We start from the raw sequence: 25362 nt of genomic DNA on the forward strand, positions 1-25362 counted from the left end.
TCACGCGCCGGCCCTACTCGGCCGGCTCGGTGACGAAGTCGATGAGTTGCTCGACGCTGCGGAGCAACGGCACCTCGAGGTCCCGGAAGCTGCCGACGGCGCCGAGGACGCGCCGCCAGCCGTCCTGTGGGGTCCCCCAGCCGAGTGCGTCGCAGATCCCGGTCTTCCAGTCGGTGCCCATGGGGATCACCGGCCACGCCTCGATACCGACCGACGACGGTTTGACCGCCTGCCACACGTCGACGTAGGGATGGCCGCACACCAGGACGTGCGGGCCCACCTCCGCGGTGAGACGCTCCTCCTTGGTTCCGGCGACCAGATGGTCCACCAGCACGCCGGCACGCCGATGCGATGCCGGCTCGAACGCGGTCAGCGCCTCGTCCAGGTTGTCCAGACCGTCCAGGCTCTCGACCACCACACCCTCGGCTCGCAGGTCGTCACCCCACACCCTTTCGAGCAGCGTCGCATCGTGGACGCCTTCGACGAAGATACGGCTGGCGCGCGCGGTACGTGCCCGTTGCTTCGGGGCCGCCCGGGATCCGGACGCCGTCTGCTGCGCAGCCACCGGGCCACGGGTCTTGGGCCGCACCAGGGTCACCGGCTTGCCGTCGATGAGGAACGCCGCCGGAAACATGTGGAAGACGCGAGTCGCACCGTGCCGGTCCTCGAGCCTCACCATGTCACCGGCGTACGTCTTCTCCCATCCCACGACCGCCCCACAGAAACCGGTGCCCGCATCCTCGACCACGAGGTCGCGCTCGGCGGCCACCTCCGGCGCCTTCGGCTTCGCGCGGCGGGGCTGGGCCAGGACGTCACGCCCGTAACGGTCATCGATCACGGCCCTCACTGTAGGACCCGTATCGTGGTTCATCGATGACCGAAACGCAGTTCGACTCCGCCCGTCCGTGGCCCGCCGCCACGGTCGCCGTCTGGGCTGCCGCCTGGCGGGCCGGCGAATGCTCGCCCGATCACGTTCTGGGCGTGGTGCACGACTACGGTCAGGCGCACGAGATCGACGCCGCCTCCGACGTCGTGGCGGGCGACGGCCCGCTGGGCGTCATCGACCTGCTGCGGTCGGCCGCCCACGTCGCCGTGCGCCTGCCGGCCCCCGGCGATCCGCAGGGTCTGCCGCCCGGAGTCGTCGGCCCGGATGAACTCGACACCGGAGAGGTGGTCCTGATCGACGACCGTTCCGCCGGCGCCGAAGGACCGATGCGTCCCCTGGTCCTGATCGCCCGCCCCACCGTCGAGCGTTGCCGCTGGATCGTCCGGCGCGGACAGACGGAGGTCGCCGTGGACCGGTTGAGCGCCGAGCAGAATCCCGGCGACGCCGAGGCCGACCTGCGGGACGGGATCCGGGAAGCCGTGACACTCCTCGAGTCCGTCGGATCGTCGGGAGGCCGCGGTCCCGCCGACCTGCGCGACGCGCTCGCGGCCCGGGTCCGGGCCGACATGATCGACCTGCCGCCCCACGACAATCCGCGCCTGGACCGGATCCTGGCCTCCGCCGCCCAGATCGACGCGATCGTCTCGCTCGCCGGGACGGGGGCCGCCGGGACGTCGGGTGCTCAGCAGGCGTCCGCGGACGAGGCCCTGCGGCGTCTGTCGGCGCTCGCCCGCTCCGCCCGGGCCGCGGCGGTCAACGCGGCGATCCGCCAGTACCGGTGATGATGAGACCGGTGACAGCTCAGAAGCCGGAGTCGGCGCCGCAGCAGCCGTGATCGCAGAACGAGCCGTTGTCGCCGACACCGAGAGCGGTCAGGTCTCCCCCGCCGTCGGCATACCGTTCGATGATGTCGGCGACCATGGCGATGAAACCGGGGTCGGTGCCGACGGTGTCGGCCCGGACATACGTCATGCCCAGGCGGTCGGCGACCTCCTTGGCTTCGGAGTCGAGGTCCCACGCCACCTCGAGGTGGTCGGAGATGAAACCGATCGGCATCACCACCACCCGGCGGACACCGTCGGCCGCGAGGGCCTCGAGATGATCGCAGACGTCGGGTTCGAGCCAGGGCACGTGTGGCGGTCCGGAGCGCGACTGCCAGACCAGGTCGTAGCCGTCCAGGCCGAGATCGGCGGCCACGGCGGCTGAGGCCGCGGCGACCTGCCGGGAATACAGGTGACCGCCGTCGGCACGGGCGCCACCGGCTTCGTCGGCGCTCAGCGGAACCGAATGCGCGGTGAACACGACCCGGATCGGGGCGGCGTCGTCGTCGAAGTGTGCGAGGGCCCGCCGGACGGAGGCTGCTGCGGCGGTGCGGAACGCCGGATCGGTGCAGTACTGCGGCAGCTTGCGCAGCAGCAGGCCGTCGCGCGCCACCCGGGCGATGTCCTCGTGGTACTGCCGGCACGCCGAATAGCCTCCCCACGCCGAGGTGGGGAACACCAGGGCGCGGTCGTGGCCCGCCGCGGTCAGCTCGTCGACCGCGTCGGCGGCGTACGGCTCCCAGTTGCGGTTGCCGAAGAAGATCTCGATGTCGGTGCCGCGGTTGCGGAACTCCGCCTGCAACGCCGAGATCATGTCGCGGTTGAGCCGGTTGATCGGCGAGATCCCGCCGAAGTGGTAGTAGTGCTCGGCGACCGCTTCGAGGCGCGCGTCGGGGATATCGCGTCCCCGGGTGACGTTCCGCAGGAACGGCATCACGTCGTCGGGACCGTCGGGGCCGCCGAAAGAGAGAAACAGCAGCGCGCCGAACCGTTCGGCGGGCGCGCTGCTGTTCTGGGCTGAGGACATCGCCTACCGGTTGATCAGGTTGTCCGGGAACCAGGTGTTGTGGCTGGCGCCGCCGTCGACGTACACGATCGATCCGGTGGTGGCCGGCAGGTAGTCCGACAGCAGGGCCACGACGCTCTTGCCGACCGGGGTCGGGTCGTCGACGTTCCAGCCGATCGGCGACGCACCGTCCCAGTACTCGTTGAGCATGTTCAGCTTCTTGGCATCGTCGGTGGCGGTGCCCGAGATGGCCTTGGCGGCCAGGGTCTTGATCGGGCCGGCGGCGACCAGGTTCGAGCGGACCTTCTTGGCGTAACCGACCTCGCGGGCGACGTAGCGGTTGACCGACTCGAGGGCCGCCTTGGCGACGCCCATCCAGTTGTAGTCGGGCATCGCGGTGCGAGGATCGAAGTCCATGCCGACGATCGAGCCGCCCTCGTTCATCACGGGCAGCACGGCGCGTGCCAGGGAGGCGTAGCTCCACGCGGAGATCTCGAAGCTCTTGGCGACGTCCGGCCCCGGTCCTTCCAGGAACGGCAGGGCGTCCGGGCCCATCAGCGTGCGCGGCGCGAAGGCGATGGAATGCACGACGCCGTCGACGCCCTCGGGGGCGAGCTTGCGGACCTCGTCGGCCAGGGCGCCCAGCGACTCCTCATCGGTCACGTCCAGCGGAATGGCGTCGGGCACCGGCTGCGGCAGGCGGTTGGCGATGCGGTTGATCAGCCGCAAGCGCTCCGGGATACCGGTGATGATGACCTTCGCGCCGGCCTCCTGGGCCTGGGCGGCGCTGTGGAAGGCGATGGAGGCGTCGGTGATGATGCCGGTGATGAGGACGGTCTTGCCGTCGAGGATTCCACTCATGGGGTGCTCCTTGAAGTCGTCGTTGAAGTCGATCGGATGTGCGGGTGGGTCAGTGACCCATGCCCATGCCGCCGTCGACGGGCAGCACCGCACCGGTGATGTAGCCGCCGGCATCCGAGGCCAGGAAGCTGATCGCGGCCGCGACGTCCTCCGGCTTGCCGGTCCGGCCCAGCGGGATGGCCTGCTTGGCCATCTCGATGTACTTGTCCTCCATGTCCGCGGTCATGTCGGTGTCGATGAATCCGGGCGCCACGACGTTCGCGGTGATGTTGCGCGACCCCAGCTCACGGGCGATCGATCGTGCCAGACCGATCAGGCCCGCCTTGGAGGCGGCGTAGTTGGCCTGGCCCGGGACGCCGGACATGGCGACGACCGAGCCGAGGAAGATCATGCGGCCGAAACGGGCCCGCTGCATGCCCTTCGTGGCGGCCTTCGCGCACCGGAAGGCGCCGGTCAGGTTGGCGTCGACGACCTTCTCGAAGCTCTCCTCGGACAAGCGCATCAGGAGCATGTTGTCGGTGATGCCGGCGTTGGCGACCAGCACCTCCACCGGACCCTGATGCTCAGCGACCTCGGCGAACGCCTTGTCGACGGACTCGCTGTCGGTGACGTCGCACTGGACGCCGAACAGGCCCTCGGGAGCGCCCGAGCCGCGGTGGGTGACGGCCACCTTGTGGCCGTCGGCGGCCAGTCGCTGCGCGACGGCCAGGCCGATTCCACGGTTACCGCCGGTGACGAGCACCGAGCGCGGGGTCTGGGCGGGGATGTCTGCGTTCTCTGCCATGGTTGTTCAACCTATCTCACGGAAGTCGTCTGTTGAGGAACAGGGCTGCGAGGGATCCGGCGATGACGAGCAGCGTGCCGGCGATCAGCCACGGACGCGAGTTGTCGCCGCGCTGACGTTCGTAGCCGATCTGGCGTTGCAGCGACGAATAGACCTTGTTCAGTTCGTCCAGGCTCTGAGCGGTGTAGAACTTGCCGCCGGCCAGATTCGCGATCTTGTGCAGCGACTCGTCGTCGACCGGCACCGGGATGTGCTGGGTCTGTCCGTTCGGCGCCTCCAGGTCGATCGCGCCGCCCAGCGTTCCGAACGAGATCGTCGACACGGGGATCTTCTCTTCTTTGGCCTTGCGGGCCGCCGTGTAGCCGCCTCGCGGGTCGTCGGGGCTCTCCGGAACGGTCTGTTTGCCGTCGGAGAGCAGGACGATGTGCGCAGGCGGCGCCGCATCTTTGCCGCCGAGTGCCGAGTTGAGGGTCTGGATCTGGTCGAGCGCAGCGAAGATGCCTTCGCCGGTGGCGGTCTTGTCGGCCAGTTTCAGCTTGTCCAGAGCGTTCTTCGTGGCGTTGTGATCGGGCGTCGGCGACACCAGCGTCGACGCGGTGCCGGCGAACGAGACGAGACCCAGGTTGATACCCGCGGTCAGGTCGTCGGCGAAACGCTTGCCGGCCGCCTGCGCCGCCTCGAGCCGCGACGGTGCGACGTCGGTGGCCTTCATCGAGTTGGAGACGTCGACGACCAGCATGACCGTGGCACGGTTGCGGGGAACGTTGCGCTCGGCCATCGGGCCCGCCATCGCGATGGTCAGAAGTGCGAGACCGATCGCCAGCACCGCGAACGGCACGTGCTTGAAGCGGTCCCGGTTGCTCGAGGCCACCGATCGCAGGGTGTCCAGGTTCGCGAACTTCAATGCGCGACGCTTCCGGCGGCGCATCTCGATCACGTAGGCCGCCACCAGAGCCGCGACCAGCAGGATCGAGATCAGCCACCACGGATGCGCGAACAGGTCCCCCATCAGCGCACACCCGCCGCACGGCGACGCCGGCCGACGAACCGTACGGTGTCGGCGATCCAGTCCCGGTCGGTCCGCAGGGTCAGCACCGCGCCGCCGCAGCTGCGGAAGGCGCGGTGCACCTCCTCGCGGTGCGCGGCCGCGGCCGCGGCGAAGTCCTCGCGCAGCTTCGGCGTGACGTCGATGTCGACCACCTCGCCGGACTCGGCGTCCGACAGGGTCACCGGACCGATCGGTGGGAGCTCCACGTCCAGCGGATCGAGCACCTCGATGCCGAGCAGTTCGTGATGCGCGCCGATCGCCCGCAGCGACCGCGTCCAGTCCATCGGACCGAGGAAGTCGCTGATCACCACGGCCAGACCGCGACGCCGCTGCGGTCGCCGCAACGCCTCCAGTCCCGCGTTCAGATCGCCGCGGACGCCGTCGGCGCCGCGTCGGGTGGTGGCGATCGTCTTGAGCAGTTCACGATCGTGCGCACGGCCGGCGCGGGCCGGGACGCGCTTGACGGCGTCACCGGTCACCACGATCGCACCGTGCCGGTTGCCGCCGCCGGAGGTCAAGTAGACGATCGCCGACGCGGCGGCCACCGCCAGATCACGTTTGCTGTGTTCGCCGGACCCGAAGTCGAGACTGGCGGACCCGTCGACCACGAACCAGGTCTCCAGCTCGCGGTCGGCGATCATCTGGCGCACATGCGGTTGCGTGGTGCGAGCGGTCACCGACCACTCCATCCGGCGGATGTCGTCGCCCGGCTGGTATTCGCGGGCCTCCCCCGGCTCCGAACCCGGTCCGGGAATCAGGCCCAGGTGCGAACCCTGCAGCACACCGTCGAGCTTGCGCCGGACGGTGAGTTCCAGAGTATTGAGCGCCGCCGACAACTGCGGGTCGTCGAGGGACCCGCCGTGCAGCGACGGCATATCGCTACCCGGCGGCATGACCCTCGGCCGCGGCCTGCGGGGCGGGCGCCGGAGCCTGCGCCGCGGGTTGCGGCACCGACGCGGCGCTGACCTGCGGCAGACCGACGGTCTGCAGGATCCGGGTGATGATCTGGTCCGGGGTCACCTCGTCGGCCAGCGCGTCGTAGCTGAGCACGAGACGGTGACGCAGCACGTCCGGGATGATCTCGACGATGTCCTGCGGCACCACGTAGTCGCGGCCGCGGATGACGGCCAGCGCGCGGGCGGCGGCGACGATGCCGAGGGTGGCGCGCGGCGAGGCGCCGTACGAGAGCCAGGTCTGCACGTCCGACAGGCCGAGATCGGCGGGGCGGCGCGTGGCGTTGATGACCCGGACGACGTAGTCGACGAGCGCATGGTGCACGAAGACGTTGGACGCGACCTTCTGCAGACGCAGAGTGGTGGCCGGATCGAGCACCTGCGAGGCCTTGGGCGGTTCGACGCCCATGCGGTAGACGATCTCGCGCTCCTCCTCCACGGAGGGGTAGTCGACCATCACCTTGAACAGGAAGCGGTCACGCTGGGCCTCGGGCAGCGGATAGACGCCTTCGTTCTCGATCGGGTTCTGGGTCGCCATCACCAGGAACGGATCGGGCAGCGGATAGGTGACGCCGCCGATGGAGATCTGGCGTTCGGCCATCACCTCGAGCAGGGCCGACTGAACCTTGGCCGGGGCGCGATTGATCTCGTCGGCGAGCAGGAAGTTCGTCATCACCGGCCCGAGCTCGGTGTCGAACTTCTCCTGGCCCTGCCGGTAGATGCGGGTACCGATGAGATCGGTGGGCACCAGGTCGGGGGTGAACTGCACGCGGGCGAAGTCGCCGCCGACCACCGTCGCGAAGGTCTCCACCGCGAGTGTCTTGGCGACGCCGGGCACACCTTCGAGGAGCAGATGGCCGCGGGCCAGAAGGCCGGCGAGGATGCGTTCGACCAGCTGATCCTGGCCGACGATCACACGCTTGACCTCATACATGGTGCGCTCGAGCAGCTTGACGTCCTCGGGCGTGAGGGCGACGTCCGCGCTGACAGGTGAACTCAAACCGTGACTCCTCGTCGTGGGTCGGGGTGCAGCGATGCGTCCGCCAGCCTACCGGCCCGTGCCGTACTCAGAGGAGGCGAACGACGTACGGCATGGCGCCGTCCGTGCGGACCGGCGAGATCTTGACGACGTCACCCGATTCCGGAGCCTCGATCATGGTGCCGTCACCGAGGATCATGGCCACGTGGGTACCGGCGTTCGGTCCGTAGAAGATCATGTCGCCGCGCTGCATCTCGGCCAGCGGGACGTGCGGCCCGGAGGTGTACTGGTAACCGGTGTAGTGCGGCAGTTCGATGCCGACCGCGGCGAAGGCGTAGATCATCAGGCCCGAGCAGTCGAAGCCGATCTTGTTGTAGTCGCCGTGCATGTCGGCCACGCCGCCGTCCCGGATACCCAGGGTGGGGCCGTTGGCGTCGCCGCCACCCCACGCGTACGGGGTGCCGAGGACCGACTTGGCGCGGTTGACGACCATCTCGACGGCCTGCGGCCCGCGCAGACCCGGGCGAACCGCCCCTCCACCGACACCGCCGCCGATCAGTGAACCGAGCGATCCGGTGCCGATCCGGCTGATGGTGCCGTTCGGTCCGGTGGACAGCGGGGCCGAGCCGCCGATCCCGAGCTCGTTGAGGAGTTCGGAGTTCGGGAGCGTGATGTTGCCGAGCAGCCCTTCAAGAAGCTGCGAGGTGGCCTGCAGCGCGACGTCGGCGACGGCGCCGCCCGCCTGACCGGCCACGTCGTCGTCGGCGGCCTTGTTGGTCGGCAGGTTCTTGACGGCGTCGGCCAGGTCTTTGCCGGTGACGGGCCCGGAGGCCTTCTTCTCGCCCTTGGCCTGAGCCAGCTTCTCGGTGAGTTCGGCGCGCTGCTTGACCAACGAGTCCCGCTGGCTCTGCTGCGCGGTGACGGCCTGCTGCGCCTGCTGCGCGGCGGCGAGGGCGTCCTGCCGGCGGGCGGTGGCGGTCTGTGCGGCCAGATCGGTCTGGCGACGGGTCGCTGCGGTGGCGGCGACCCGGTTGGCCTGCTGGTTGCGGATGATGCGGAGCTTCTCGATGGTGGCTCGCTGCTGGCGCCCGGTCTGCTCGACGGCGGTCATCTGCTCGAGGACCTTGTCGGGATCGTCGGAGGCGACGTACTTGGTCATCGACCCCATGTTGTTGCCCTGACGGTTGACCGAGCGCATGAACTCGTCAAAGGCGCGCTGGGCGACATCCACCTGCTCGCGGGTCTGCTTGAGCGAGGCCTGCGCCGCGTCGTCGGCAGCGGCGGCGACCTGCTGGGCGGCCACGGCGTTCTGGAAGTCGACCAGCGTGCGGTTGACGTTCTCCCTCTTCGCGGCGACGAGCTGCGAGAGCTGGGAGAGGTTCTGATCGACGTCGGCGATCTGATTGACCAGGCCGGCGACCGGAGAGGAGTCCTGCTTCGGTGCGGCGTAGGCGGGTCCGGCCACCAGGACGGCGACCAGGCCGACGGCACCCACGGCGGTACCGCGCAGCATGGCGCGCACGCCTCGGACCGCAGGCGTGCTCCGAGCGTCACGTGTGCTCTGAGTTGCTCGCATCAACCGTCGTACTCCCTAGCTAGTCGGCGCATTGGGTGCCCATGACTCTCCAGTCCCACTGCAGAGCCCCTTCCCCGGGCGCACCAAATGTGTCTCTAGCACCGTACGTCACATCAGTCACACCTGAAACCCCAGGTGGCTGAATTACACACGCGTGATTACCTGCGGAAATGCACTGAACTGCTGAAACGCGAAACAGAGATGCCCGTCACAGTTCGATAACGGTGAAGAGTCGGCGCCGAAGTGGACGATCGACGACTACGCGTCGTCGGAGGCGGCGGCCGTATCGACGGCCTCCGCGGCGTCCTCGGCGACGTCGCCGGGGACCGGTGCCGCCGCGGCGACACGCCGGGAACGCAGCTGCCAGAACCGCGCGAGGACCGCGCCGACGAGAACCGCGACGATCAGCCCGATGGTGACGGCCGTCCAGTTCACATACGGATCGGTCGCGCGATCGTAGATCTCGTTCGCTGCCTGCACCGGATTCGAGATCGTCGTCATCTCACTCGTGCCGTCTTCGAGCTGGACGCGGCTGAACTCGGTGGACGACGTGCCGGTCGCGGTCGGGGTGAACACGATCACCGTGCCGCCGACCTGCTTCTGCAGCGTGTTGGCGATATCGCGGTTCACCGTGAACGGGGTGAACGACTCCTCCAGCACCACGTAGTGCAGGTGGTGGCCGTCCTTCGCGCCGCGAGCGACGAGCGCCTCGAGACCGGGCCGATCGGCGTCCGGCGCGTACACGCCGGTCTGCTTCAGCTGAGCGGCGATCCCCGCGATGTCCAGGTTCTTCCACTGGTCGGTGGTCGACACCGGCGCCGCCAGGGTGATGGTCACCGGACCGCTCATGAACTGCTCCTCGATCGCTGTCGTCGTCGCGCTCACCATACGGCAGAAGAACACCGATCCGATCCGCGACCGGCGCCGCCGCAGAATTCACGAACTGTGCACGGGGTTGGGCCAAACCAGTACGCGCGTACTGCTATGATGGCGTGCGTAGCGATCAGAAGCCTCAGCCCGTTTCGGATCGCTCGGGTTTCAAGCCAAAAAAGATAGAGCCCCGTCGGCGCAGCCCGCCGGCGACACACACGCACGATGAGAGTGGAGCACACGTGAGTATCGATTCGTTTGGCGCCAAGGGCACCCTTGAGGTGGGCGACAACTCCTACGAGATCTTCCGCCTCTCGGCCGTCCCCGGCACCGAGAAGCTTCCCTACGCCCTGAAGGTCCTCGCCGAGAACCTGCTGCGTACCGAGGACGGCGCGAACATCACCACCGAGCACATCAACGCGCTCACCAACTGGGACCCGAACGCTCAGCCGAGCGTCGAGATCCAGTTCACCCCGGCCCGCGTCCTCATGCAGGACTTCACCGGTGTGCCCTGTGTGGTCGACCTCGCCACCATGCGCGAGGCCGTCGCCCAGCTCGGCGGCGACCCGAACAAGGTGAACCCGCTCTCCCCTGCCGAGATGGTCATCGACCACTCGGTCATCCTGGACGTGTTCGGCCGCGCCGACGCGTTCGAGCGCAACGTCGAGCTGGAATACCAGCGCAACGGCGAGCGCTACCAGTTCCTGCGTTGGGGCCAGGGCGCCTTCGACGACTTCAAGGTCGTCCCGCCGGGCATGGGCATCGTCCACCAGGTCAACATCGAGTACCTGGCCCGCGTCGTCATGACCCGTAACGGCCAGGCCTACCCGGACACCTGCGTCGGCACCGACTCGCACACCACCATGGAGAACGGTCTGGGCGTCCTGGGCTGGGGCGTCGGCGGTATCGAGGCCGAGGCCGCCATGCTCGGACAGCCGGTGTCGATGCTGATCCCGCGTGTCGTCGGCTTCAAGCTGACCGGCGAGATCCAGCCGGGCGTCACCGCCACCGACGTCGTGCTCACCGTGACCGACATGCTCCGTCAGCACGGTGTGGTCGGCAAGTTCGTCGAGTTCTACGGCGAAGGCGTCGCCGAGGTGCCGCTGGCCAACCGCGCCACCCTGGGCAACATGAGCCCGGAGTTCGGCTCCACCTGCGCGATCTTCCCGATCGACGAGGAGACCGTGAACTACCTGCGCCTGACCGGCCGCACCGACGAGGAGCTCGCGCTCGTCGAGGCCTACGCCAAGGAGCAGGGCATGTGGCACGACGCCTCGCACGAGCCCGCCTACTCGGAGTACCTCGAGCTCGACCTGAGCACCGTGGTTCCGTCGATCGCCGGCCCGAAGCGCCCGCAGGACCGCATCCTGCTGTCCGAGTCGAAGGTCGCCTTCCGCAAGGACATCCACAACTACGTCGAGGAGAACCATCCGGCGCCGCAGAACGGCCTGGACGAGGCCCTCGACGAGAGCTTCCCGTCGTCCGATCCGGTCTCGATCTCCCCGGACGAGGCCAAGCTGTCCTTCTCCGAGGACGACGCCGTCGTCTCGGCCGCCAACGGCTCGGAGGGCCGCCCGTCCAAGCCGGTCACCGTGACCTCGGACGGCAACACCTTCGTCCTGGACCACGGCGCCGTGGCCGTCGCAGGCATCACCTCGTGCACCAACACCTCGAACCCGTCCGTCATGCTCGGCGCCGGCCTGCTGGCCCGCAACGCCGTCGAGAAGGGCCTGACCTCCAAGCCGTGGGTCAAGACCAACATGGCGCCCGGTTCGCAGGTCGTCTCCGACTACTACGAGAAGGCCGGCCTGTGGCCGTACCTGGAGAAGCTGGGCTTCTACCTGGGCGGTTACGGCTGCACCACCTGCATCGGTAACACCGGTCCGCTGCCGGAGGAGATCAGCAAGGCGGTCAACGACAACGACCTGACCGTCACCGCCGTCCTCTCGGGCAACCGCAACTTCGAGGGTCGCATCAGCCCGGACGTGAAGATGAACTACCTGGCGTCTCCGCCGCTGGTCATCGCCTACGCCCTGGCCGGAACCATGGACTTCGACTTCGAGCACGACTCGCTCGGCAAGGACAACGACGGCAACGACGTCTACCTGAAGGACATCTGGCCGTCGGCCCAGGAGATCGACGACACCATCAAGACGGCGATCAACCAGGACATGTTCCGCAAGTCCTACGCCACCGTCTTCGACGGCGACGAGCGCTGGCAGGGTCTGAACACCCCCGACGGCGACACCTTCGCGTGGGACCAGAACTCCACCTACGTCCGCAAGGCGCCGTACTTCGACGGCATGCAGCTCGATCCGGAGCCGGTCTCCGACATCAAGGGCGCCCGCGTCCTGGCGCTGCTGGGCGATTCGGTCACCACCGACCACATCTCCCCCGCCGGCCCGATCAAGCCCGGCACCCCGGCCGCCCAGTACCTGGACGCGCACGGTGTGGAGCGCAAGGACTACAACTCGCTGGGCAGCCGTCGAGGCAACCACGAGGTGATGATCCGCGGCACGTTCGCGAACATCCGCCTGCAGAACCAGCTCCTGGACGGCGTCTCGGGCGGCTACACCCGTGACTTCACCCAGGACGGCGGACCGCAGTCGTTCATCTACGACGCGTCGGTCAACTACCAGAAGGCCGGCATCCCGCTGGTCGTGCTGGGCGGCAAGGAGTACGGCTCGGGCAGCTCGCGCGACTGGGCCGCCAAGGGCACCGTCCTGCTGGGCGTCAAGGCCGTCATCACCGAGTCCTTCGAGCGCATCCACCGTTCGAACCTGATCGGTATGGGCGTCGTGCCGCTGCAGTTCCCGGAGGGCGAGTCGGCCAAGACCCTGGGTCTGGACGGCACCGAGGTCTTCGACATCGAGGGCATCGAGCAGCTCAACCAGGGCGTCACCCCGAAGACGGTCCACGTGACCGCCACCAAGGAGGACGGCAGCAAGGTCGAGTTCGACGCGGTCGTCCGCATCGACACGCCCGGTGAGGCCGACTACTACCGCAACGGCGGCATCCTGCAGTACGTGCTGCGGAACATGATCAAGAGCTGATTGATCCATGCCACGGGTCAGCGATGACCGGCTTGCCGCGCGTCGTCGAGAGATCCTCGACGGCGCGCGGCATTGTTTCGCCGAGTACGGCTACGACGGCGCCACCGTGAAGAGGCTGGAAGAGGCCACCGGACTGTCCCGGGGTGCCATCTTCCACCACTTCAAAGACAAGGAGGCTCTGTTCCTCGCTCTCGCCCGGGAGGACGAGGAACGGATGGCCGACGTCGCCGCCCAAGAGGGTCTGGTCCAGGTGATGCGCGACATGCTCGCGCGTCCGAGCGACTTCGACTGGCTGGGTACACGTCTGGAGATCGTGCGGAAGATCCGCAGTGATCCGGCGTTCCGTCAGGCCTGGGAGGCCCACACCGAGGAGCTCGAGGCGGTCACTCTGGCCCGTCTGGAGCGCAAGCGGGAGGACGGCACCCTCCGCAAGGACGTGCCGACCGAGGTTCTGGTCACCTATCTGGATCTGGTGCTGGACGGACTCGTGTCCCGTCTGGCGACCGGTCAGTCGACGGATGACCTGCAGGCGGTCCTCGACCTCGTCGAGGACTCCGTGCGCCGGCCGGCATCGGACCGGCCGAACTAGATGTTCTTCCCCGTGAGGTTGGGAACGCGGTCGGCGGGGACTTGGCCTCCGATGCCGGTATGGGGTCGGTGATGATTGTAGTGATGAAGCCAGTCGACGTAGGTTGCTGCGCGGGCTTCCTCGCTTGAGTAGATGTGGGCGTAGGCCCATTCGGTGGCCAGTGTGCGGTTGAATCGTTCGACTTTGCCGTTAGTTTGCGGCCGGTACGGGCGCGTGTACCGGTGCGTGGTCTTCTCGCCGAGGGTTTTGTTGAACAGTGTCGAGCGGTAGCAGGAACCGTTGTCGGTCATCACCGCGGTCACGATGATCCCGTTGGCGGCGAAGAACGTCTTGGCCCGTAGCCAGAATCCGGCGGCGGTCTCTTTGCGTTCGTCGTCGAGGATCTCGCTGTAAGCCAGCCGGGAATGGTCATCGACCGCGTGGTGCAAGAACGCGTACCCGCGGCCCTTCCTACCGTTGTTGCGGTTGCCGATCGTGCGCCCGAGCATGCGATGACCACCACCATCAGGGATCCTGCCGAGTTTCTTGATGTCGACGTGCACGAGCTGACCGGGCTCATCGACCTCATACCGGTGTGGTGCAGGCTTGCGTACGGCCAACCCGGTCGCCTGGTCCAGGTGCGCCAGCAGCGGCATTCTGGTAGCGGGCCAGGACCCGCCCGACGGTCGAACGGGCGATCTGCAGGTGATAGGCGATCCGGTGTGGACCCCAGCGGCGAGTGAACCGCAACCCGATGATCCGGCGTTCGAGCCTGCGGGAGATTCGTTGCGGACAGCGCCGCGGACGCGATGATCGATCAGTCAGTGGCAGGCCGGCCCGATACCGATCAGCCCATCGCTTAGCAGTCGATGGTGAGCACTGGAATCGTTCAGCAGCTCGCCGCAACGGCCAACCGTCCTCGACGATCAGAACAGCAAGACGACGACGCCCCTCGGGGGTCAAGGGTGCATTAGCGTGAGTCACGAAGGCCTCCGTGGTGTGGAACTGAGTTGTGGTAACCCAAATCCTGCCCGGAGGCCTTCGCCTACCTCACACGTTCACAACGTCCCGGGGAAGAACAACTAGACTGCCGATTCATGGTCGGCGATCACCCGGACACCGGGCGCACAGGGGCTTCTGGATCGCGCTGGCCGCCGCCGCCACCCTCGTGATCGGGGCTCCCTCGGTCGGCGATCATGATCGGACGAACCGCCCCAAACAGGGCGAATCTCCTACATAACAATGCGATAACCTGCGGAAACGTCCGTAACGACAGCTGATTCACAGGCGACATACAGGGCGTCGGGTTCGAATCTCTGGTTGGGGAGAACGCAGGTAAGAACAATGAATCCTCGCAAGATCCGAAGACTGCTCGGCACCCTCGTCGCAGCGTCCGGTCTCACACTCGCGGCGGTCGCAGGCGGCAGCGCGCTCGCCGACACCACCGAGTCACCGGCGGCCAGCGACGTCCCGGCCGCATCGACTCCCGCCGCCGATCCGTCGAACGACAGCACGCCGTCCGCGAGCAGCCCGCCGGAGTCGAATCCGGCCCAGTCGTCGCAGCCGTCCACGCCCGCGTCGACGAGCCGTCCCGGCTCCGGTTCCACGTTCCCCACGACCATTCCCCCGGCCACCGGACCCAGCCATCTGCTGGTGCAGGGACTGAACGTCACGAACGGTGACGTCGTCGACGGCGTTCAGTTCCGCACCTACGGCGGCAAGTCCTTCGACGGATCCACCACGGTGGACGTCCCCTACCCGGCCGGGCCCTGCCAGCTCGAGGTGACCGGGATGCCTCGCGGCTACGTCCTGGCCGGTCCGGCAGCCCAGGACTGCGCGGTCCGGGTGCACGAGACCACGGTCGTCGACATCCAGGTGCGGCCGGTGACCGATGACCACGGCACACCGGTTCCCGTCCATCAGGGCCGAGTGCCGATCAAGTCGATTCCCTCCGGCCGGATCTCCTGATGCGTTCGGTGACGCGCGTCGTCCTCGCCGTTCTGGCCGCGATCGCCACCCTGCTGGCGCTGACCGCCTGCGGGCAGGAGAAGGAGGCGGGCGGTGCACAGTCGGGGATGCCGCCGCCGGTCGCCGCACACAGCGACGACGTGTCCGCACCGGTCAAGCTCACGGTGCAGGGTGCCGCGGCCGAGGTGGCGACCGTCGACACCGACACCGACGGTGTCCTGCTGCCGCCCACCGACATCAACGAGGTCGGCTGGTGGGTCGGGTCGGCGCTGCCCGGCTCAGGGAAGGGCACCGTGGTGGTCACCGGTCATGTCGACGACGTCAGCCAGGGCAAAGGGTTCGCCGCCCGCTTCCCCGGCCTGAAGTCGGGCGACACCGTCTCGCTCACCACAGCCGGACACGGACAGCACGACTACCGCGTCACCCGGGTCGACGAGGTCAACAAGAACGGCGGCCTGCCGACCGACCAGCTCAACCGGCTCGACGGTCCGGAGACACTGGCCCTCGTCACCTGCGGCGGGCCGTTCGTCGGTCCGCCCCTCGGCTATCAGGACAACATCGTGGTCTGGGCCAGCCCGGCCTAGGCACCACCCCCCCCAACCATTTCCTCTCTGTCGGGGAGAAGCCGAGCACGTCATGTACGCACGAATCCTCTCCGGGCTGGCCGCCTCGTCGGCGGTCGTCCTCCTCACCGGCGGCACACTGGCCGGCAGCGCCGGTGCCGTCGACCCGTCGGATACCCTGCCGCTTCCGGCCTCGACGTCGTCCTCCGCGCCCTCGGCCAGCGTCGCCCCGAGCGAATCCGGGGTTCCGTCGGCGCCCTCAGACCCGAGTCAGGCCGAGCAGTCGGGGGTGCTGAGCATTCGAGGTCTCGACGACACCCAACTCACCGATGTCAGCGGTATCCACGTCCGCGTCCACTTTCCCGACGGGACCTACGAAGAGGTCGTGACACCACAGGATCTGCCGCTCCCGCCGGGCAACTACCAGCTGGAGGTGGACTACGTTCCGGCCGGATATCAGCTGCGGTCCCCCGCCGACATGATCACCACCGTTCTGAGCGGCCAGACGGAATCCGCATACGTAGAGGTGAAGAACATCTCGGCGCCGACGACCAGTCAGCATTCCAGCACGATCCCCGGCGAATCACCACACGGGCGGGTTCCGATCCGTTCGATCCCGTCGGGACGTACGTCCTGAGCCTTGCTGATTCGGTTCGTCGAACCGTTCGTCACGCGAGTTCGATGATCTCCTGGTACTCGTCGGACCAGTGGTCCTCGGTGCCGTCGGGCAGCAGGATCACACGCTGCGGGTCCAGCGCCGCGGCGGCACCGGGATCGTGCGTCACCAGGACGACGGCGCCGGTGTAGCTGCGCAGCGCGTCCAGCACCTGTTCGCGGGACACCGGATCGAGGTTGTTGGTCGGCTCGTCGAGGAGCAACACGTTCGCGGCCGACGACACGAGGCCGGCGAGGGCGAGACGGGTCTTCTCGCCGCCGGACAGGGTGCCGGCGGGCTGATCGAGCTGCGGACCGGTGAACATGAACGCGCCGAGCAGACCGCGCAGGTCCTGCTCCCCCGCATCCGGCGCGGCGTGACGGATGTTCTCCCACACGGTCGCCGCGTCGTCGAGGGTGTCGTGCTCCTGAGCGAAGTAGCCCAGCTTCAAACCGTATCCGGCCTCCACGGTGCCGCGGTCCGGCTTCTCGGTACCGGCGAGCAGGCGCAGCAGCGTCGTCTTGCCGGCACCGTTGAGCCCGAGCACCACGACCCGGCTGCCCTGATCGATCGCCAGATCCACACCCGTGAAGATCTCCAGTGATCCGTAGACCTTCGTGAGGCCCTTCGCGGTCAGCGGGGTCTTGCCGCACTTCGCCGGATCGGGGAACCGGATCTTCGCGGTCCGGTCGGCGACACGCTCCTCTTCCAGCTCGTCGATCATCTTCTCCGCACGCTTGAGCATCTGTTGCGCGGCGGTCGCCTTCGTGGCCTTCGCGCCGAGCTTGGCCGCCTGCTCACGCAGCGCGCCGGCCTTCTTCTCGGCGTTCGCGCGCTCGCGGCGGCGTCGCTGCTCGTCGGTGGCGCGCTGATCGAGGTAGCGCTGCCAGCCCATGTTGTAGACGTCGGCCTCACCGCGCACCGCATCCAGAAACCAGACCCGGTTGACGACGTCGGCCAGCAGATCGACGTCGTGCGAGATGACGACCAGGCCGCCCTCGTGATTCTGGAGGAAGCCGCGGAGCCAGTTGATCGAATCGGCGTCCAGATGGTTCGTCGGCTCGTCGAGCAGCAACGTCGTATCGGACTTCCCGGAGCCGTCGGAGGCGGCGAACAGGATGCGGGCCAACTCGATCCGCCGGCGCTGACCGCCGGACAGCGTGCGCAGCGGCTGCTCCAGCACGCGGTCGGGAAGGCCGAGACTGTTGCAGATGCGCGCGGCCTCGGACTCGGCGAGATAGCCGCCGAGTGCACCGAACCGTTCCTCGAGCTTGCTGAACTTGTCGATGGCACGGTCACGGATCTTGTCGTCGGCGGTCTCGGCCATCAGCGTCTGCTGTTTGGCCATCTGCTGCAGGATCTCGTCCAGACCGCGCGCCGACAGAACCCGGTCCTTCGCGAGGACGCTCAGATCGCCTTCTTTGGGGTCCTGCGGGAGGTACCCGAGCGGGCCGCTGCGACGGATCGATCCGGCGTAGGGCTCGGTCTCCCCGGCCAGAATCCGCAAGGTGGTCGTCTTGCCGGCACCGTTGCGACCGACCAGTCCGATCCGGTCGCCGGGGGCGATGCGCAGGGCGTCGCCGGGTGCCGACAACAGGGTTCGGGCACCCGCTCGAACCTCGAGGTCGGTCGCAGTGATCACGACATCCCATTCTAGTGCTGTCGGCCCCACGACCTAATCGGGCGACTCCGTGAACTAAGGGTGCACTAACCTGATGGGGTGAGGGATTCGCGAAGGACGACCGATTCGGTCCGGGCGACGGTCCTCGATCGCCTGCATGCGGGCACGAGGGTGACCGTCGTGCTGGGGCCGATCGAGCTCCCCTCCGCAGAGGTGGCCCGGTCCCGCCTGCACGACTTCGCGGCGCTCGGGCCGGCTGCCCGGCTCGGCCTCGAACCCCGGTCGGACCGCTCCCACTGGACGCATCGGGCCGATCGGGTCGTCGATGCCGTCACCGTGCAAGACGAGCCGCGCAGCCCGCTCGACCTGCTGAACGGCCCACCGGCCGGCGCTCCGTTCCGGCTGACGCTGGCCGGACGCTACCTGCGCACCGAACACGACCACGGGCTCGGTGAGGTCGCGCTCGCGGTGATGACTCACCTGGTCGTGACCGGTGCCGTCGATCCGGCCGATCCCGACCTCCGGCGCGCGATCTCACGCCGAGGACAGGGTCTGCCCGGTGCGGTGTGGCGCACCTTCGGACGGGATCCGCGCCGCATGCGCGAGGTACTGCGGCAGGCCCGGGACCCCGAGCCGGTCGCCGACGAGCCGGGACCGTACCCCGCGGACCCGGTCACCGGGCCGGCGGCGGCGCACCTCGCCCGGATCGACGCCGACGGTGTCGCCGACATCCGTCGCTGGCGCGAACGGAGCGGCACCGGCGCATCGCTGCTCTGCGCGAGGCCGGCATCGACCTCGACGACGCGATCACCACCACGGTCGACCTGCGCCGCTACGGCAGCCCGGGCGCACGTCCCCTGAACAACGTCGTCACCGGACTGCGTCTGCCCCACCGGAACGGCGACGGCGCGGCCTGTCTGCATCGGCGCCTGTCGGGAGCGGTCGCCGGCGCGTCCGGCGAGCACTCCGCCCTGACCGTGTCCGAACTGACCCGACGAGGGACCGGCACCGGTGAGCCGCGTCCGGGGAGGGCGCATTCGACCTTCTCGGGTGTCCATGCCCTCCCCGAGTTCGGTCTGTATCCCTGGTGCCGGCCCGGAGACGGCGGGTACGGCGTCCGCGTCGATCACCCGGATCCGGCCGGAATCGTCGTCGAGGCGGTCGGCGTGCACGACGGTTTCGATCTGTCGACGTCGTATCACCCGACGGTCCTGGCGCCGGCTGTGATCTCAGACGCAATGAGCCGATTCGTCGCCGCACCGGCTCGCTATTTGAACTAAGGGTCCCCTAGCCGAGGTAAGCCTCACCTATCTGACAGGAGCGGGACTTGCCGAACGAGACCACCACGCCATCGCTGTGTGTCGTCGTCTGCTGCTACACGTTCGATCGCTGGGAGCTCCTCCTCCGGCCCGTCGACGCCGCCCACCGACAACTCCACCACGGTGACGAGGTTCTGGTGGTCGTCGACCACAACGCCGACCTGCGCGTCCGCCTCGCCGGCCACTACTCCGATACACCGGGCGTCCGGGTCCTGGCGAGTACCGGCGGTCCGGGGCTCTCCGGAGCGCGCAACACGGCCCTCACCGAGTCCGTCGCCGACCTTCTCGTCTACCTCGACGACGACGCCGTGCTCGCACCGGGCGGCCTCGCGGCGGTCCGGAACGGGATGGCTGATCAGGACACGCCCGCCATCGGCGGCGCGGTCCGTCCGGTCTGGACCGACGCGGTACCGCGATGGTTCCCCGACGAATTCGGCTGGGTCGTCGGCTGCGACTACCGCGGGATGCCCGCCGACGGCGCCGCGATCCGCAATCCGATCGGTGCCGCCATGGCGGTACGCCGCACGGCGCTGGCCGCGATCGGCGGCTTCCACGAAGACCTCGGACGCATCGCCGATCTACCGGCCGGCTGCGAGGAGACGCTGATGGGCATCCAGCTCACCCGCGCCGAACCGGACGCTCACATCCGTCGGCACACCGCGTTCGCGGTCGACCACTACATCACCCCCGCCCGGTCCCGCCTGCGCTACTTCGTCTCCCGCTGCCACCACGAAGGCCGGTCGAAGGCGACGCTGAGCAGCATCGCCGGTACCTCCTCGGCCCTGTCCACCGAGACGCGCTACCTGCTGACCACGATCACCAGCGGTATCGCCCGGTACCTCGGGCAGATGCTCCGCGGCGACCTGACGGCCCTCCAGCGGCTCCTGACCATGCTGCTCGGTGTCGCGACGACCGTCGCCGGGGCCGCCATCGGCACGCTCACCCGACGCCGACGGCCGAACACCGACACCGGCGACAGCGCTGCGCAGGCCCCGACCCGGCGCCCGATCACCGTCGGCGACCCGGTCTCCGTGGTCGTCTGCACCGTCGGCCGGCCACTCCCTGCTCGATACGGTCGCGGCGGTGCTGGCCCAGGACTATCCGCGCTTCGAACTCATCGTCGTCGACCGGAGACCGAGTGCGGCCACGAAACCGAGGACGCCCACGAGCATCAGATAGGGCGCGAACGCCGCGACACGAGCAGCCCAGTTGCTGACCAGACCCGTGAGGTGCGCCAGCACACCGACCGCACCGACCACCACGGCCCCGATCGCGATCGACGGCAGTATTCGGGAGGTCACCCGATCGACAATAGGGTGCCCTCACCGGCAGTCGCGGACTCCGGTGACCGAACTCACGCCGGCGGCGTTAGCCTGGACGGCATGAGCACAGCTGCGCAGAAGAACCTGTCCGGAAAGTCCGCCGTCGTCACCGGTGGCAGTCGCGGTATCGGCCTGGCCATCGCCACCGAACTCGCCGCCCGCGGTGCCGCCGTCGTGATCACCGGACGCAAGGACGACGCGCTCAAGTCGGCCGCCGAAGAGATCGTCGCCGCGGTTCCCGGCGCCACCGTCACGCCGGTCGCAGGCAACACCGGCGATGCCGACCACCGGGCCGCGGCCATCTCCGCCGCCGTCCAGAACGGCGGCATCGACATCCTGATCAACAACACCGGGATCAACCCGACCTACGGTCCGCTCATGGACGCCGATCTCGACGCCGTCCGGAAGATCTTCGACACCAACGTCGTGGCGGCGCTCGGGTACATCCAGGAGGCCTACAAGGCCGGCATGGCCGGTTCGGGCGGCGCCGTCATCAACATCGCCTCGGTCGCCGGCCTCCGCTCGACAGGCGTGATCGCGGCCTACGGGTCGAGCAAGGCGGCGCTGATCCGGCTCACCGAAGAACTCGCGTGGCAGCTGGCTCCGGCCATCCGCGTCAACGCGATCGCGCCCGGCATCATCAAGACCAGGTTCGCCGACGCGCTCGTCGCCGGCGGCGAGGACCAAGCCGCCTCCGCCTACCCCATGCAGCGCCTCGGATCACCCGAGGACATCGCCCGCGCCGTCGCCTTCCTCGTCGGCGACGACGCCGCCTGGATCACCGGTGAGACCCTCCGCGTCGACGGTGGCCTGCTGGCGACCGGGAGCCTGTGACCGATCTGCTCGTCGTCGGAGCCGGACCGGCAGGCCGCGGCCTCGCCCACCGAGCTCTGGCCGCAGGCCATCACGTCACACTCATCGACCCGGACCCGGACACACCCTGGACCGCCACCCTCGGCCTGTTCACCGACGACCTCCCCGGCTGGCTTGACGCCGACGCGGTAGTGGCCGCCCGGTCGCCCGTCGTCACCATCTACACGCCCGGACGTCGTGACATCGACCGCGGTTACGCAGTGCTCGACGCCGCGGCCCTGCACCGAACGCTCGACGTCACCGGTGCGAAGCTGGAACGGCAGCGGGTCACAGAACTGACCGCGCGGACTGCGACCCTCGACGACGGCCGGACGCTGCGCGGGGATGTGGTGATCGACGCACGCGGCGGACGGGCGGTCGGCGACGTCGTGCGGCAGACGGCGTGGGGTGTGGTTTCGACACGGGCTCCTTCGTCGCCCGGCTCAACCAACGGGATGGCGAACGCGGACATGGTGCTGATGGACTGGCGGAGCACGCCGGAGAAGTCGCCCTCGTTCGTGTACCGCGTCGACGTCGGCCACGGCGCGGAGCTGATCGAGGAGACCTGCCTGGCCGGACGGCCCGCACCCGATCCGCAGGAGTTGGGCGCCCGGCTCGGTCGTCCCGCGGCGGACGGTCGGCCGGAGCTCGTCGACTTCCCTCTCACCGCGGGCCGCCACCCGTGGAAGCAGGCCGACGACGCCCCACTCCGATTCGGTGCCGCCGGCGGCCTGATGAATCCGGCGACCGGCTACAGCATCGCCGCATCGCTCAACGCGGCCGACGTTCTGGTCGCGGCGATCAGCGAGGGCACCTGCCCCCGACGGGCACTGTGGCCCCGCGGCGCACGGAGCGTGTACCGGATCCGGCTCATCGGACTCGGCGTCCTCCTCGGGCTCGACGGCTCCCAACTCACCGCGTTCTTCGACGCGTTCTTCCGCCTGCCGGCGCCCGCACAGCGGGCCTACCTGAGCTCCAGAGACGACGTCGCCGGAACACTGTCCACGATGTGGTCGGTGTTCCGGCGACTGCCCTTACGGCTGCAGGGACGTGTGATCGGCTTGACGGTGCGGAGCGCGGTCCGCCCGCCGGCCTGAGGTTCTACTGGGGATCTCCCGGCGCCTGGTCCCCTTGGGTGGCCTGCGCCTCGGCGATCGCCTTGTCGACGTCGAGGTCCTTCACCTGGTCGATCAGCGAATCCAGTGCCTGCGGGGGCAGGGCTCCGGCCTCGTTGAAGATCAGATGGCCCTTCTTGAAGACCATCAGCGTCGGGATGGAACGGATGCTCGCGGCAGCGGCCAGCTGCTGTTCGGCCTCGGTGTCCACCTTGCCGAACACGATGTCCGGATTCTTCTCGGACGCCGCCTCGAAGGTCGGGGCGAACTGGCGGCACGGACCGCACCAGGAAGCCCAGAAGTCGACCAGCACGATGTCGTTGTCGATGACCGTCTGCTCGAAGTTCTGGCCGGTCAGATCAATAGCACTCATGTCTTCCTCAACGGTCGCGGTGGGCGGTTCATTCCCCACGGTACCGACCGGACCGGCCGGCACGGCCTCAGACGGTGAAGCCGAGGGCTCTCAGCTGCTCGCGGCCGTCGTCGGTGATCTTGTCGGGACCCCACGGCGGCAGCCACACCCAGTTGATCTCGATGTCGGTGCACAGACCGCTGGAGACCAGGGCGCTGCGGGTCTGATCCTCGATGACGTCGGTGAGCGGGCAGGCCGGCGAGGTCAGCGTCATGTCCAGCTTGGCGCCGGCGTCGTCGTTCACCTCGATGCCGTACACGAGGCCGAGGTCGACGACGTTGATACCCAACTCGGGGTCGACGACGTCGCGCATGGCCTCCTCCACGTCATCGATGCTCGGCAGAGCGGTCTTCGGATCGGTCATGACGTACTCCTTGACGGGGCTGAATGCGCCTGGGCCAGCGCATCTTTGAAGGCGAGCCAGCCGAGCAGGGCGCACTTGACCCGCGCCGGATAGCGGCTGACTCCGGAGAGTGCGATGCCGTCGCCGATGAGGTCTTCGTCGCCGGGATCCTCGCCGCGGGAGGTGAGCATGGCGTTGTAGGCGTCGACGGTCTTGAGAGCCTCGGCGGTGTCGAGGCCGACGATCTGGTCGTACAGGATGGACGTGGCCGCCTGCGAGATCGAGCAGCCCTGACCGTCGTAGGACACGTCGGCGACGGTGTCGCCGTCGAGATGCACGCGGAGGGTGACCTCGTCACCGCAGGTCGGATTGACGTGGTGCACCTCCGCCTCGTACGGGTCCCGCAGACCGCGTCCGTGCGGATGCTTGTAGTGATCCAGGATGACGTCCTGGTACATCTGCTCCATCCGCATCAGGCGTCCTCCCCCGGCACGCCGAAGAAGCGCTGCGCCTCACCGATCGCGTCGGCGAGGGCGTCCACCTCGTCGAGCGTGTTGTACAGGGCGAACGACGCCCGCGCGGTGGCGGCGACACCGAACCGGCGGTGCAGCGGCCAGGCGCAGTGGTGCCCGACCCGGATCGCGACACCGCGGTCGTCGAGGATCTGGCCGAGGTCGTGCGCGTGGATGCCGTCCACGACGAAGGAGACCGCTCCCCCGCGGTTCTCCGGCGTGGCCGGGCCGATGATCCGCAGCCCGTCGATCCCGCCGAGCAGCTCCAGGGCCCGGGCGGTCAAGGCGTGCTCGTGCGCGGCGATCGCCTCCATGCCGATGTTCTCCAGGTAGCGCACCGCGGCGCCGAGGCCGACGACCTGCGAGACCATCTGCGTACCGGCCTCGAATCGCTGCGGCGGTGCCGCGTACGTCGAGCCCTCCATGGTGACGGTCTCGATCATCGATCCGCCGGTCAGGAACGGCGGCAACTGTGCGAGCAGCGACGCCTTCCCGTACAGCGCGCCGACCCCGTTCGGCCCGAGCATCTTGTGCCCGGAGAACGCGGCGAAGTCCACGCCCAGAGCGGTGAAGTCGACGGGCAGGTGCGGCACGGACTGGCAGGCGTCCAGCACGACGTACGCGCCCACGTCATGGGCGCGCCGCACGAGTTCGGCGACGTCCGCGACCGCACCGGTCACGTTCGACTGATGCGTGAACGCGACGACCCGCACCGAGTCGTCGAGAGTCAGCGAATCGAGATCGATCCGGCCGTCGTCGGTGACGCCGTACCAGCGCAGCGTGGCACCGGTGCGACGGCACAGTTCCTGCCACGGCACCAGATTCGCGTGATGCTCGAGTTCGGTGACGACGATCGTGTCGCCGGCGCCGAGCGGAGTACCGCCGAACAGTCCGGCGCAGCGATCGTCACCGAGGGTGTACGCCACCAGGTTGAGCGCCTCCGTGGCGTTCTTGGTGAACACGATCTCGTCGACTGCGGCACCGACGAAGCCGGCGATCGCGGCGCGCGCATCCTCGTACGCATCGGTCGCCTCCTCGGCGAGCTGATGCGCGCCCCGGTGGACCGCCGCGTTGTGGTGCAGCAGGAAGTCACGCTCGGCGTCGAGGACCGGCACCGGACGCTGCGCGGTGGCACCCGAATCCAGGTAGACCAGCGGGCGGTCGTCGCGGACCGTTCGAGACAGGATCGGGAAGTCTGCGCGGACGGTCGCGACGTCGAAGTCCGTCGGCGCCGGGAGCCCGCGAGCGGGCCGGTCCGAGCTGGTGACGGTCATG

The 25362-nt window shown here is 68.6% G+C and carries 24 protein-coding genes and 2 pseudogenes; 11 read left to right on the forward strand and 15 right to left on the reverse strand.

Annotated features, from left to right (window positions below):
* Positions 1-13 precede the first annotated feature (13 nt).
* Positions 14-835, reverse strand: coding sequence for a DUF3097 domain-containing protein (locus QM774_RS04400; protein ID WP_414976590.1), 822 nt, complete (start codon positions 833-835; stop codon positions 14-16).
* Between the two features lie 38 nt (positions 836-873).
* On the opposite strand from QM774_RS04400, the gene QM774_RS04405 reads away from it, so the two are divergent.
* Positions 874-1668, forward strand: coding sequence for a serine/threonine protein kinase (locus QM774_RS04405; RefSeq protein WP_414974725.1), 795 nt, complete (start codon positions 874-876; stop codon positions 1666-1668).
* 19 nt (positions 1669-1687) lie between these two features.
* Here the strand turns inward: QM774_RS04405 and QM774_RS04410 are convergent, their stop codons facing one another.
* The 8 genes from QM774_RS04410 to QM774_RS04445 all read right to left on the reverse strand — a co-directional run bounded on the left by QM774_RS04410 (position 1688) and on the right by QM774_RS04445 (position 9763).
* On the reverse strand, positions 1688-2734 hold the full coding sequence (locus QM774_RS04410) for a ferrochelatase (protein WP_414974726.1): 1047 nt from the start codon (positions 2732-2734) through the stop codon (positions 1688-1690).
* Positions 2735-2737: 3 nt separating this feature from the next.
* A complete protein-coding gene (gene inhA, locus QM774_RS04415; protein WP_414974727.1) occupies positions 2738-3574 on the reverse strand; it encodes an NADH-dependent enoyl-ACP reductase InhA in 837 nt (278 codons plus the stop codon).
* Between the two features lie 49 nt (positions 3575-3623).
* Positions 3624-4358 carry a 3-oxoacyl-ACP reductase FabG1 gene (gene fabG1 / locus QM774_RS04420; protein WP_414974728.1) on the reverse strand — a complete coding sequence of 245 codons (735 nt, stop codon included), beginning with the start codon at positions 4356-4358 and terminating at the stop codon, positions 3624-3626.
* Between the two features lie 16 nt (positions 4359-4374).
* A complete protein-coding gene (locus QM774_RS04425) occupies positions 4375-5367 on the reverse strand; it encodes a VWA domain-containing protein (RefSeq protein ID WP_414974729.1) in 993 nt (330 codons plus the stop codon).
* The gene (locus QM774_RS04430; protein ID WP_414974730.1) at positions 5367-6299 is read right to left on the reverse strand and encodes a DUF58 domain-containing protein; all 933 of its coding nucleotides are present in this window, start codon (positions 6297-6299) and stop codon (positions 5367-5369) included. Before QM774_RS04430 ends, QM774_RS04425 begins: the two co-directional genes overlap by 1 nt.
* Positions 6286-7359, reverse strand: coding sequence for an AAA family ATPase (locus QM774_RS04435; protein WP_414974731.1), 1074 nt, complete (start codon positions 7357-7359; stop codon positions 6286-6288). Before QM774_RS04435 ends, QM774_RS04430 begins: the two co-directional genes overlap by 14 nt.
* 67 nt (positions 7360-7426) lie before the next feature.
* The gene (locus QM774_RS04440) at positions 7427-8851 is read right to left on the reverse strand and encodes an NlpC/P60 family protein (RefSeq protein WP_414976591.1); all 1425 of its coding nucleotides are present in this window, start codon (positions 8849-8851) and stop codon (positions 7427-7429) included.
* A 321-nt stretch (positions 8852-9172) separates the two neighbouring features.
* Positions 9173-9763 (reverse strand): DUF6676 family protein, encoded by a 591-nt coding sequence (locus QM774_RS04445; protein ID WP_414974732.1) that lies wholly within the window; start codon positions 9761-9763, stop codon positions 9173-9175.
* Positions 9764-10026: 263 nt separating this feature from the next.
* Here QM774_RS04445 and acnA point away from each other — a divergent pair, with 263 nt between their 5' ends.
* Together acnA and QM774_RS04455 are read left to right on the forward strand one after the other, a co-directional pair.
* Positions 10027-12837 carry an aconitate hydratase AcnA gene (gene acnA / locus QM774_RS04450; protein ID WP_414974733.1) on the forward strand — a complete coding sequence of 937 codons (2811 nt, stop codon included), beginning with the start codon at positions 10027-10029 and terminating at the stop codon, positions 12835-12837.
* Positions 12838-12844: 7 nt separating this feature from the next.
* A complete protein-coding gene (locus tag QM774_RS04455; protein ID WP_414974734.1) occupies positions 12845-13426 on the forward strand; it encodes a TetR/AcrR family transcriptional regulator in 582 nt (193 codons plus the stop codon).
* Here QM774_RS04455 and QM774_RS04460 read toward each other — a convergent pair.
* Positions 13423-14389 (reverse strand): annotated as a pseudogene (locus QM774_RS04460) (IS481 family transposase). The gene QM774_RS04455 and the pseudogene QM774_RS04460 overlap by 4 nt on opposite strands.
* A gap of 360 nt (positions 14390-14749) precedes the next feature.
* Here QM774_RS04460 and QM774_RS04465 point away from each other — a divergent pair.
* The 3 genes from QM774_RS04465 to QM774_RS04475 are packed head-to-tail and all read left to right on the forward strand — an operon-like array spanning position 14750 to position 16573.
* A complete protein-coding gene (locus QM774_RS04465) occupies positions 14750-15373 on the forward strand; it encodes a hypothetical protein (protein WP_414974735.1) in 624 nt (207 codons plus the stop codon).
* Positions 15373-15957 carry a class F sortase gene (locus tag QM774_RS04470; RefSeq protein ID WP_414974736.1) on the forward strand — a complete coding sequence of 195 codons (585 nt, stop codon included), beginning with the start codon at positions 15373-15375 and terminating at the stop codon, positions 15955-15957. The genes QM774_RS04465 and QM774_RS04470 overlap by 1 nt, the downstream gene beginning before the upstream one ends.
* 52 nt (positions 15958-16009) lie before the next feature.
* Positions 16010-16573 carry a hypothetical protein gene (locus QM774_RS04475; RefSeq protein WP_414974737.1) on the forward strand — a complete coding sequence of 188 codons (564 nt, stop codon included), beginning with the start codon at positions 16010-16012 and terminating at the stop codon, positions 16571-16573.
* A gap of 31 nt (positions 16574-16604) precedes the next feature.
* On the opposite strand, the gene QM774_RS04480 is transcribed toward QM774_RS04475, so the two are convergent.
* Entirely contained in the window at positions 16605-18233 is a 1629-nt protein-coding gene (locus QM774_RS04480; protein ID WP_414974738.1) for an ABC-F family ATP-binding cassette domain-containing protein, read from the reverse strand.
* Positions 18234-18392: 159 nt separating this feature from the next.
* Between QM774_RS04480 and QM774_RS04485 the strand changes: the two genes are divergently transcribed.
* From QM774_RS04485 to QM774_RS04505, 5 genes and pseudogenes are all read left to right on the forward strand, one after another.
* Positions 18393-19073 carry a hypothetical protein gene (locus tag QM774_RS04485; protein WP_414974739.1) on the forward strand — a complete coding sequence of 227 codons (681 nt, stop codon included), beginning with the start codon at positions 18393-18395 and terminating at the stop codon, positions 19071-19073.
* A gap of 116 nt (positions 19074-19189) precedes the next feature.
* Positions 19190-19492 carry a hypothetical protein gene (locus tag QM774_RS04490; RefSeq protein WP_414974740.1) on the forward strand — a complete coding sequence of 101 codons (303 nt, stop codon included), beginning with the start codon at positions 19190-19192 and terminating at the stop codon, positions 19490-19492.
* Between the two features lie 47 nt (positions 19493-19539).
* A pseudogene (locus QM774_RS04495) lies at positions 19540-20085 on the forward strand (glycosyltransferase family 2 protein); the annotation flags it as partial.
* Positions 20086-20913: 828 nt separating this feature from the next.
* Positions 20914-21687, forward strand: a complete 774-nt coding sequence (locus QM774_RS04500; protein ID WP_414976592.1) for an SDR family oxidoreductase — start codon at positions 20914-20916, stop codon at positions 21685-21687.
* Positions 21684-22802, forward strand: coding sequence for a lycopene cyclase family protein (locus tag QM774_RS04505; RefSeq protein WP_414974741.1), 1119 nt, complete (start codon positions 21684-21686; stop codon positions 22800-22802). Before QM774_RS04500 ends, QM774_RS04505 begins: the two co-directional genes overlap by 4 nt.
* 4 nt (positions 22803-22806) lie before the next feature.
* On the opposite strand, the gene trxA is transcribed toward QM774_RS04505, so the two are convergent.
* The 4 genes from trxA to QM774_RS04525 all read right to left on the reverse strand — a co-directional run bounded on the left by trxA (position 22807) and on the right by QM774_RS04525 (position 25361).
* On the reverse strand, positions 22807-23193 hold the full coding sequence (gene trxA, locus QM774_RS04510; RefSeq protein ID WP_414974742.1) for a thioredoxin: 387 nt from the start codon (positions 23191-23193) through the stop codon (positions 22807-22809).
* Between the two features lie 67 nt (positions 23194-23260).
* A complete protein-coding gene (locus QM774_RS04515) occupies positions 23261-23596 on the reverse strand; it encodes a metal-sulfur cluster assembly factor (protein WP_414974743.1) in 336 nt (111 codons plus the stop codon).
* Positions 23593-24048, reverse strand: coding sequence for a Fe-S cluster assembly sulfur transfer protein SufU (sufU, locus tag QM774_RS04520; RefSeq protein WP_414974744.1), 456 nt, complete (start codon positions 24046-24048; stop codon positions 23593-23595). The genes QM774_RS04515 and sufU overlap by 4 nt, the downstream gene beginning before the upstream one ends.
* The gene (locus tag QM774_RS04525) at positions 24048-25361 is read right to left on the reverse strand and encodes a cysteine desulfurase (RefSeq protein WP_414974745.1); all 1314 of its coding nucleotides are present in this window, start codon (positions 25359-25361) and stop codon (positions 24048-24050) included. The genes sufU and QM774_RS04525 overlap by 1 nt, the downstream gene beginning before the upstream one ends.
* Between the last annotated feature and the right edge of the window lies 1 nt (position 25362).

The sequence above is a fragment of the Gordonia sp. (in: high G+C Gram-positive bacteria) genome (genome assembly GCF_047600565.1).
Taxonomy (GTDB): domain Bacteria; phylum Actinomycetota; class Actinomycetes; order Mycobacteriales; family Mycobacteriaceae; genus Gordonia.

Bases quoted from the DNA above. Each gene is read 5' to 3' on its own strand.
- QM774_RS04405 (WP_414974725.1), top strand. From the start codon at position 874: ATGACCGAAACGCAGTTCGACTCCGCCCGTCCGTGGCCCGCCGCCACG.
- QM774_RS04410 (WP_414974726.1), bottom strand. From the start codon at position 2,734: ATGTCCTCAGCCCAGAACAGCAGCGCGCCCGCCGAACGGTTCGGCGCG.
- inhA (WP_414974727.1), bottom strand. From the start codon at position 3,574: ATGAGTGGAATCCTCGACGGCAAGACCGTCCTCATCACCGGCATCATC.
- fabG1 (WP_414974728.1), bottom strand. From the start codon at position 4,358: ATGGCAGAGAACGCAGACATCCCCGCCCAGACCCCGCGCTCGGTGCTC.
- QM774_RS04425 (WP_414974729.1), bottom strand. From the start codon at position 5,367: ATGGGGGACCTGTTCGCGCATCCGTGGTGGCTGATCTCGATCCTGCTG.
- QM774_RS04430 (WP_414974730.1), bottom strand. From the start codon at position 6,299: ATGCCGCCGGGTAGCGATATGCCGTCGCTGCACGGCGGGTCCCTCGAC.
- QM774_RS04440 (WP_414976591.1), bottom strand. From the start codon at position 8,851: ATGCTGCGCGGTACCGCCGTGGGTGCCGTCGGCCTGGTCGCCGTCCTG.
- QM774_RS04445 (WP_414974732.1), bottom strand. From the start codon at position 9,763: ATGAGCGGTCCGGTGACCATCACCCTGGCGGCGCCGGTGTCGACCACC.
- QM774_RS04455 (WP_414974734.1), top strand. From the start codon at position 12,845: ATGCCACGGGTCAGCGATGACCGGCTTGCCGCGCGTCGTCGAGAGATC.
- QM774_RS04465 (WP_414974735.1), top strand. From the start codon at position 14,750: ATGAATCCTCGCAAGATCCGAAGACTGCTCGGCACCCTCGTCGCAGCG.
- QM774_RS04470 (WP_414974736.1), top strand. From the start codon at position 15,373: ATGCGTTCGGTGACGCGCGTCGTCCTCGCCGTTCTGGCCGCGATCGCC.
- QM774_RS04475 (WP_414974737.1), top strand. From the start codon at position 16,010: ATGTACGCACGAATCCTCTCCGGGCTGGCCGCCTCGTCGGCGGTCGTC.
- QM774_RS04500 (WP_414976592.1), top strand. From the start codon at position 20,914: ATGAGCACAGCTGCGCAGAAGAACCTGTCCGGAAAGTCCGCCGTCGTC.
- trxA (WP_414974742.1), bottom strand. From the start codon at position 23,193: ATGAGTGCTATTGATCTGACCGGCCAGAACTTCGAGCAGACGGTCATC.
- QM774_RS04515 (WP_414974743.1), bottom strand. From the start codon at position 23,596: ATGACCGATCCGAAGACCGCTCTGCCGAGCATCGATGACGTGGAGGAG.
- sufU (WP_414974744.1), bottom strand. From the start codon at position 24,048: ATGCGGATGGAGCAGATGTACCAGGACGTCATCCTGGATCACTACAAG.
- QM774_RS04525 (WP_414974745.1), bottom strand. From the start codon at position 25,361: ATGACCGTCACCAGCTCGGACCGGCCCGCTCGCGGGCTCCCGGCGCCG.